The 7974-nt window shown below is 66.6% G+C and carries 8 protein-coding genes; 5 read left to right on the top strand and 3 right to left on the bottom strand.

Annotation, left to right across the window (positions count from 1 at the left end):
• A partial coding sequence (locus AWB67_RS28680) for an MFS transporter (protein WP_125477710.1) occupies positions 1–496 on the bottom strand: 496 nt, incomplete at its 3' end.
• A gap of 124 nt (positions 497–620) precedes the next feature.
• Positions 621–1922: an MFS transporter gene (locus tag AWB67_RS28675; RefSeq protein ID WP_087659576.1), complete on the bottom strand. Its 1302-nt coding sequence runs from the start codon at positions 1920–1922 to the stop codon at positions 621–623.
• A 428-nt stretch (positions 1923–2350) separates the two neighbouring features.
• On the opposite strand from AWB67_RS28675, the gene AWB67_RS28670 reads away from it, so the two are divergent.
• Positions 2351–3085, top strand: coding sequence for a response regulator transcription factor (locus AWB67_RS28670; RefSeq protein WP_087659575.1), 735 nt, complete (start codon positions 2351–2353; stop codon positions 3083–3085).
• A gap of 58 nt (positions 3086–3143) precedes the next feature.
• Here AWB67_RS28670 and AWB67_RS28665 read toward each other — a convergent pair whose 3' ends face one another.
• A complete protein-coding gene (locus AWB67_RS28665) occupies positions 3144–4049 on the bottom strand; it encodes a dihydrodipicolinate synthase family protein (protein ID WP_087659579.1) in 906 nt (301 codons plus the stop codon).
• A gap of 187 nt (positions 4050–4236) precedes the next feature.
• Between AWB67_RS28665 and AWB67_RS28660 the strand changes: the two genes are divergently transcribed.
• From AWB67_RS28660 to AWB67_RS28645, 4 genes are read left to right on the top strand one after another with little or no spacing between them, the layout of a single operon-like run.
• Positions 4237–5190: a 4-hydroxyproline epimerase gene (locus AWB67_RS28660; RefSeq protein WP_087659574.1), complete on the top strand. Its 954-nt coding sequence runs from the start codon at positions 4237–4239 to the stop codon at positions 5188–5190.
• Entirely contained in the window at positions 5187–6305 is a 1119-nt protein-coding gene (locus AWB67_RS28655; protein ID WP_087659578.1) for an NAD(P)/FAD-dependent oxidoreductase, read from the top strand. The genes AWB67_RS28660 and AWB67_RS28655 overlap by 4 nt, the downstream gene beginning before the upstream one ends.
• Entirely contained in the window at positions 6298–6546 is a 249-nt protein-coding gene (locus tag AWB67_RS28650) for a (2Fe-2S)-binding protein (RefSeq protein WP_087659573.1), read from the top strand. The genes AWB67_RS28655 and AWB67_RS28650 overlap by 8 nt, the downstream gene beginning before the upstream one ends.
• Complete coding sequence (locus AWB67_RS28645; protein WP_087659572.1) at positions 6543–7817, top strand: FAD-dependent oxidoreductase; 1275 nt, start codon at positions 6543–6545, stop codon at positions 7815–7817. The genes AWB67_RS28650 and AWB67_RS28645 overlap by 4 nt, the downstream gene beginning before the upstream one ends.
• Positions 7818–7974 lie beyond the last annotated feature (157 nt).

Here is a 7974-nt window from a genome sequence, read left to right as displayed (position 1 = left end):
TCCCGCCGATGATCGGCCCCGCCGCGATCGATACCGCGCCCGCCGCTGTCCACAGGCCGACAGCGTGAGCGCGGAGGCGCCGGTCGTCGCCGCATGCGTGGTTGAGGAGCGCGAGCGAGTTCGGCAGCATCGCCGCCGCGCCTACGCCCTGCAACGCGCGCGCCGCGATCAACTGCGACGCATCGGCCGCGAACGCGCATCCGAGCGACGCCAGCGCAAAAAGCGCGAGCCCCGCGACGAACAGGCGCCGCGCGCCGAAGCGGTCGCCGAGCGCGCCCGCCGAGAGCATCAGCGCGGCGAAGGCGAGGGCGTAGGCATCGACGGTCCACTGGAGGCTCGGCAGGCTCGCGTGGAGATCGTGCGCGAGGCTCGCGAGCGCGACATTGACGATCGACACATCGAGCTGCGACACGACGAAACCGACGCTCGTCGCGCCGACGATCAGCATCTGGCGCGCACTGAGCGCGGCGGGGGAGGAGGTGAGGTTTGAGTTCATACAGCCATCGTACGGATGCGCTGCGTCCGATGTTTCGGGCTGCGGTGAAACGTGATTGCGCGGCGCCGCGGCAAAAAAATGGCGTGCCACGCGGGCACGCCATTTCACTCAGCCGATGAAAAACTCAGCGCGTTTCCGGCGCGTTACGGATGAAAAGCGTCGTCACCGCGCCCACGACGCACAGCGCCACGACGTAGAGCGCGGGCGCCATCGGATTGGACTTCATCATCAGCGAGACGGCGATCGGCGTGAGTCCGCCGAAGATCGCGTACGCGACGTTGTACGAGAATGAAATGCCCGAAAAGCGCACGACGGCCGGGAACGCCTTGACCATCACGAACGGAATCGCGCCGATCACGCCGACCGTGAAGCCGGTGAACGCGTACCACGGCAGCAGCACGGACGTATCGACGGCCAGTTGCTGGAACAAAGTGTAGTACGAGATCGCGAGCGCGATGCCGCCGATGAAAATCGTCTTGCCCGCGCCGATCCGGCCGGCAATCGCGCCCGCCAGCACGCAGCCGACGGTCAGACACAGCGTCGCGAGGCAGTTTGCAATCAGCGCGGTCGCCGGGGCGATGTGGAACTGTTTCTGCAGCAACGTGGGCGTCATCAAAATCACGACGACGATCGCCGCCGACAGCATCCACGTGAGCAGCATCGAGATGATCACGGCGCGGCCGTGGTCGCGCAGCACGGCCTTGAGCGGAATTTCCGCTGCGAGCGACTTGCGCTTCTGGAGCTCGGCGAATACCGGCGTTTCATGCAGCCAGCGGCGCAGATACACCGAAAAGAGGCCGAATACGCCGCCGAGCAGGAACGGAATGCGCCACCCGTACTCCGCGACTTCGGCCGCTGCGAAGCTCTTGTTGATGCCCGCCGCGATCAGCGAGCCGAGCAGGATGCCGGCGGTGAGGCCCGCCGTCAGCGTGCCGCACGCATAGCCGATGTGCCGGTTCGGCACGTGCTCCGACACGAACACCCAAGCGCCCGGCACTTCCCCGCCGACCGCCGCGCCCTGCATCACGCGAAACACGAGCAGCAGCACCGGCGCCATGAGTCCGATCGACGCGTAGGTCGGCAAAAGGCCCATCAACAGCGTCGGTACGGACATCAGCAGCACGCTCAGCGTGAACATGCGCTTGCGGCCGAGCAGGTCGCCGAAGTGCGCCATGATGATCCCGCCGAGCGGCCGCGCGAGATAACCGGCCGCGAAGATGCCGAAGGTCTGCAACTGGCGGAGCCAGTCGGGAATCGACGCAGGGAAGAACAGTTGCCCGATCACCGGCGCAAAAAACACGAAGATGATGAAGTCGTAGAACTCGAGCGCGCCGCCGAGCGCCGCGAGCGACAGGGTCTTGTAGTCGCCGCGCGTGAGCGCGCGACCGGCGGCGGGAACGGTGCCGCCCAAAGGTGTTGCTTGCATCGTTGAAGTAGTCGGTAAATGGGAAAGCCGCGCGCCTTACTAATTAGCGTGAGCGCGCAGGAACGGGCATCGTCCGACTGCGGAAATGCGGCGCGGGATGAGCGCCAGGACCGCGGCGGCGCGCGCGACGGGAAGCCACGGCGCAGCCTTCCTTCCCGATGGGCTGGTGGCCACGCGAAGGCGGGAACTCTGCCAAGCCTCGGATGTTACAGGATGTATGCAAGCGCTCCATCTGAAGCATCATCCGGCCCCGTTTATATGTAAAAAATTAAGACTTATCTAATGGGACAGGCCGCGGCGCTTCTTCAGAATCCGGCTTCTGTGCACGGTCTCGTGAGAATTCGTCACAAGATCGCAGGCGATGAAAACTTCGGTACCGCCGGAAAACGAACGTCGCCGCATCCTTCAGACTCACCGGGCCCGATTTCATGCGTGTTGCAGTACTTCAAACCGATCCCACCCACCGCGTCCTCATTGGCGAACTCGTCAAACGCCTGGGCCATACCTGTCATGTGTTCGGCGACGGCCTCGTGATGTCCAAGGCGCTCTCGCGCTCCACCGTCGACATGCTGATCCTCGACTGGCATTCCACCGGCCTCTGCGGACTCGATCTGCTGAAGTCGGTGCGTTCGAGCTTCGGTGAGCGCGTACCGGTGCTGTTCGTGACCGCCGACGGCGCCGAGCACAACGTCGTGCGCGCGCTGACCGCTGGCGCCGACGATTTCCTCGTCCACCCGGTGCGCGCCGCCGAATTCGGCGCGCGCGTCGAGGCACTGCTGCGGCGCGCGTATCCGCAACAGACGTCGACCAGCCTGGAAGTCGGCTGCTATCGCTTCGACGCGCGCCAGCAGACCGTCACCGTGCGCGGCAAGCCGGTGCAGTTGAGCGGCACGCAATTCCGCCTCGCGATGCTGTTCTTCTCGAACGTTGGCCGCGTGCTTTCGCGCGATCACATTTTCGCGATGGTGTGGGGCCGCGAATTCCGCGAAACCACGCGCACGATCGACAGCCACGTCTCACGGCTGCGCCTCGCGCTGGAAATCGAGCCGGTGAATCATTTCCGGCTGCAACCGGTGTACAAGAGCGGTTATCGCTTGCTTCATCTGTATGGCGACGAGGCGGGCGAGACCGAGCATGAATCGGATGGAGTCATCGCCGCCTGAACTGAAACTGAAAATGCCGTCGCGAGACGGCATTTTTTTGACCAAGTCCAACGTGTGATCAGAGGGAAGGCAGCGCGGGACGTGTTTCGATCGAATGGCGGATCAGCGCTTCGACGTCGCGACGCTCGTCGCCGGCAAGCGGCAGACGCGGCGGCCGAACCGGCTCCGTCCCCAATCCGACGATCGCTTCCGCCAGCTTGATGTTCTGCACGAGCTTGTGCGAGACATCCAGCGCGAGGAGCGGCGCGAACCATCGGTAGATCGCGCGCGCTTCCTCGACGCGTCCCGCGCGCAGCAGCCGGTAGATCGCGACCGTTTCCTTCGGGAATGCGCAGACGAGCCCGGCGACCCAGCCCTGCGCGCCCATCAGGATCGCTTCCATCGCGAGGTTGTCGACTCCGCAAAAGAGTGAATATCGGTCGCCGGTCTCGTTGATGAGATCGGTGATGCGACGCACGTCGCCCGACGATTCCTTGATCGCCGCGAATTTCTTCTCCTCGGCGAGTTCCGCGAACATCTTCGGCGTCACGTCGACGCCGTAGGCCAACGGATTGTTGTAGACCATGATCGGCAGCGGGCTCGCATCGGCGACCATGCGGAAGTGGTTCAGCGTCTCGCGCCGGTCCGACAAATAACGCAGCCCCGGCAGCACCATGTAACCCGACGCACCACGCGGCGCGCCCTGTTCGGCCTGGCGGCAGCCGTCGAGCGTGCTGTTTTCCGCGATCGTCAGGAGCACCGGCACGCGGCCGCGCGAAGCGTCGACGGCGATGTCGAGCACGTCGAGCTTTTCGTCGAGCGAGAGCGTCGAGGCTTCCCCGAGCGATCCGCACACAATGATGCCGTCGACGCCCGCTTCGATCTGCGCTTCGATGTTCTTCTTGGTCCACGCGCGGTCTATGCTGAAATCCGCGTTGAACTTGGTTGTGACGGCGGGGATCACGCCTTCCCAGATATGCGCCACGGCGCCTCTCCTCAAGTGAATGTACGGCCAAGTGTAAGCAGCGCAAAACGCCGCGTCTTGCGCGAATCGTGCGTCCCGCGTGCCGATTTCGGCATAGCTTCCCAGCGCTTCCTCTTGTGCCGAAATCGTCATCAATTCCGGCTAGCCGCGCCAAGACGCGCCGCGCGCGCGTTTTTACGATAGCGGCATGAAAACCCTCGACATCATCGATTCGCACACGGGCGGTGAGCCAACCCGCCTCGTCGTGTCGGGCGGCCCGGACCTCGGGCGCGGCACGCTCGCCGCACGGTTTCACGTCTTTCGCACGCAATTCGACGACTGGCGCGCGGGCATCGTCACCGAGCCGCGCGGGTCGGACGTGATCGTCGGCGCGCTGCTGTGCGAGCCCGACGACCCCACGTGCGCCACCGCCGTCATCTTTTTCAACAATGTCGGCTATCTCGGCATGTGCGGGCACGGAACGATCGGGCTCGTCGTCTCGCTCGCGCATATGGGCCGGATCGCGCCGGGGCGGCATCGGATCGAGACGCCGGTTGGAATCGTCGAGGCGACGCTCAACGACGACGGCAGCGTCAGCGTGCGCAACGTGCCGGCGTACCGGCATCGGCGGGCGGTGACGGTCGACGTGCCGGGCCACGGCCCGCTGACGGGCGACGTCGCGTGGGGCGGCAACTGGTTTTTTCTCGCCGCCGATCACGGGCGCGCGCTCGTGCCCGCGCAGATTCCGGCGCTCACCGAGTTCACGGACGCCATCCGCGACGCGCTGCACGCGCAAAACATTACGGGGGCGGATGGCGCGTACATCGACCACATCGAATTGTTCGCGGTTTCGCCACGTGAGGGCGTCGACAGCCGCAACTTCGTGCTGTGCCCCGGAAGCGCCTACGACCGCTCGCCATGCGGCACCGGCACGAGCGCGAAAGTCGCGTGCCTCGCCGCCGAGGGCCTGCTCGCGCCGGGCGGCGTGTGGCGGCAGGAGAGTGTGATCGGCAGCGTGTTCGAGGCGAGCTACGCGTTGAGCGATGCCAAAGAGGTCATCCCGACGATCACCGGCCACGCCCACATCATGGGCGAAGGCCGACTTTGCTTCGACGAGCGCGATCCGTTCGCGTGGGGCATCCCTGCAAGCGGCGCGCGATGAGCGCGGATGCGATCGTCGTGGGCGCGGGGATCGTCGGCGCGGCGTGCGCGGCGGAACTCGCGGCGCACGGTCTCGATGTCGAGGTGCTCGATGCGCGCGGTATCGGCGGCGGGGCGACGGCGGCGGGCATGGGCCACATCGTCGTGATGAACGATTCGGCGGCGGAATTCGCGCTGTCGCATTATTCACGCGGTCTGTGGCTCGACCTCGCGCCGAAACTGCGCGCGTGCGATGCGTTCGCGCGTTGTGGCACGCTCTGGGTCGCCGAGGACGGCGAGGAACTCGCCGCCGCGCGCGACATGCAGCAGGCGCTCGCAGAGCAGGGCGTGCGGGCGGAGATGCTGGATGCGTCCGCGTTGCGCGCGAGCGAACCCGCGCTGAGTCACGCGATGCAAGGCGGCTTGCTGATCGAGGACGATTGCATCGTGTACGCGCCGCGTGCTGCCGAATGGCTACTCATGGAATCGCCGCACGCGGGGCGCATCCGTGTTTCGACTGGCTGCGAAGCCGTGCGGATCGAGCGCGGCCGCGTGACGCTTTCCACTGGCGAAACGCGCGCGGCGGCGCATGTGATCGTGGCAAACGGGCTGGCGGCACGCGACTTGGTGCCAGGCGTGAAGCTCGAAGCCAAAAAAGGTCATCTGCTGATAACGGACCGCTATCCCGCCGCGATCCGCCATCAACTGCTCGAACTCGGCTATATCAAGAGCGCGCATCACGCGACCGGCACGTCCGTCGCCTTCAATGCGCAGCCGCGCCCGACCGGGCAATTGCTGATCGGATCGTCGCGACAATTCGGCAACCTCGACGGCGCCGTCGAAATGGATGTCCTCGCCGCGATGCTCGGACGCGCGGCGCGTTATCTGCCGCATTTACCTGCGATGAACGCGATCCGCGCGTGGACCGGGTTTCGCGCGGCATCGCCGGATGGATTGCCGCTGATCGGCCGGTTTTCCGAGGACGTCTGGCTTGCCGTCGGGCACGAAGGACTTGGCGTAACGACGTCGCTCGGCACGGCGAAGCTGCTCGTCTCGCAAATGCTGAAGCACGATTGCCCGATCGATCCCGCCGCGTTTTCCCCGACACGCTTTTCGATGGAGCACGCCCATGGCTGACACGGTTTGCGTCACGATCGACGGCGAAACGCTCAGCGTCGAGGCGTTCACGACCGTCGCTGCCGCGCTCGCGATCCACGGATTGTTGCAAACGCGCCGTTCCGTGTCCGGCGAGCCGCGCGGGGCGCTGTGCGGCATGGGCGTGTGCCAGGAATGCCGCGTGAGCATCGACGGTCGCGCGCACGTCCTCGCATGCCAGATGCTCTGCCGCGACGGCCTCGCGATCGAGACCGCGCGATGAACGTCGAGCGTTTCGATTTCGCGATCGTCGGCGCGGGTCCGGCGGGGTTGCGCGCGGCGGACGTGGCCGCGAGCGCGGGCGCGCGCATCGCGCTGATCGACGACAACCCGCGCGCCGGCGGGCAAATCTGGCGGCAGGGACCGGGCTTCGCGGCATCGAAGCCGCTCGAAAGCTGGCTCGCCGATACCGCACCGCGCGCGAATCTGACGTTGCTGCACAGCACGAAAGCCATCGCGACGCTCGGCGGCAAGCGGCTTTTGCTCGAACGCGAGGACGCACCCGCATGCATCGAATACGCGCAGTTGCTGCTCGCGACGGGCGCGCGCGAGCGCCTGCTTCCCTTCGACGGCTGGACGCTGCCCGGCGTCACCGGCGCGGGCGGCTTGCAGGCGCTGATCAAGGGCGGCATGCCAGTGAAAGGCGAGCGCGTGGTGATTGCGGGCAGCGGGCCGTTGCTGCTCGCGGCGGCAGCGACTGCGGCCATGCGCGGCGCCGACGTACGCGCGGTGGTCGAGCAGGCGGCGTGGCATCGGTTGATGCGCTTTGGCGTGTCACTGGCTGCGACGCCTGTCAAGCTCGCACAGGCAGTGGAGCTGTTGCGCGGGATAGGCTTGTCGCGGTATCGCGCGGGCGCGGTCGTCGTGAAGGCGCACGGCGCGAACCGCGTCGAAGCGGTGACGATTCGCGTCGGTAAAAGTGAGCGAACGATCGAAACAGACCGCATCGCATGCGGCTACGGCCTCGTGCCGAACGTGACGCTCGCGCAGGCGCTCGGCTGCGGGATCGATGCTCAAGGCGCCGTGCGCGTCGATGAAAACCAGCGCACGACCGTCGCGGAAATTTTCGCGGCGGGCGAATGCACGGGCGTCGGCGGGATGGAGCTGGCGAGCGTCGAAGGCGCGCTCGCGGCATACGCGGCGCTCGGCATCGACGATGAGCGCGCCGCGCGGGATCGTCGTGAGCGTGAGCGCTGGCGGCGCTTCGCGGCGCGTGTCGCCGTTGCGTTCGAACTCGGCGAGGCGGCCTGCGCGCTGCCGTCGCCGGAGACGCTGCTGTGCCGCTGCGAGGACGTGAGCGTCGGCGCGGTCGCCGCGCACGCAAACTGGCGCGACGCGAAATTGCACACGCGCTGCGGCATGGGACCGTGCCAGGGGCGCATCTGCGGCGCGGCGGCCGCGACGTATTTCGGCTGGGACGCCGCCGCCCCGCGCCCGCCGTTCACGCCCGCGCGCATCGAAACGCTGATCGCGGCGGGCGGCATCGACGTGTAAAACCCCCATTTTTGACCGCCGGACCGCGCCCCTATAATCGAGCGCAGCCATTCCCAACGACGACGCCCGCGAGACGCGAATTGACCATCACGATGGACCGCCCCGCCGACGAACTCAGCGCAGCCGCGTTGCACGCGCCGGCCGCCGCATCGACGCT

Source organism: Caballeronia terrestris (assembly GCF_001544515.1).
In the GTDB taxonomy this organism is placed as follows: domain Bacteria; phylum Pseudomonadota; class Gammaproteobacteria; order Burkholderiales; family Burkholderiaceae; genus Caballeronia; species Caballeronia terrestris.
This window is presented reverse-complemented; position numbering and strand designations above follow the sequence as displayed.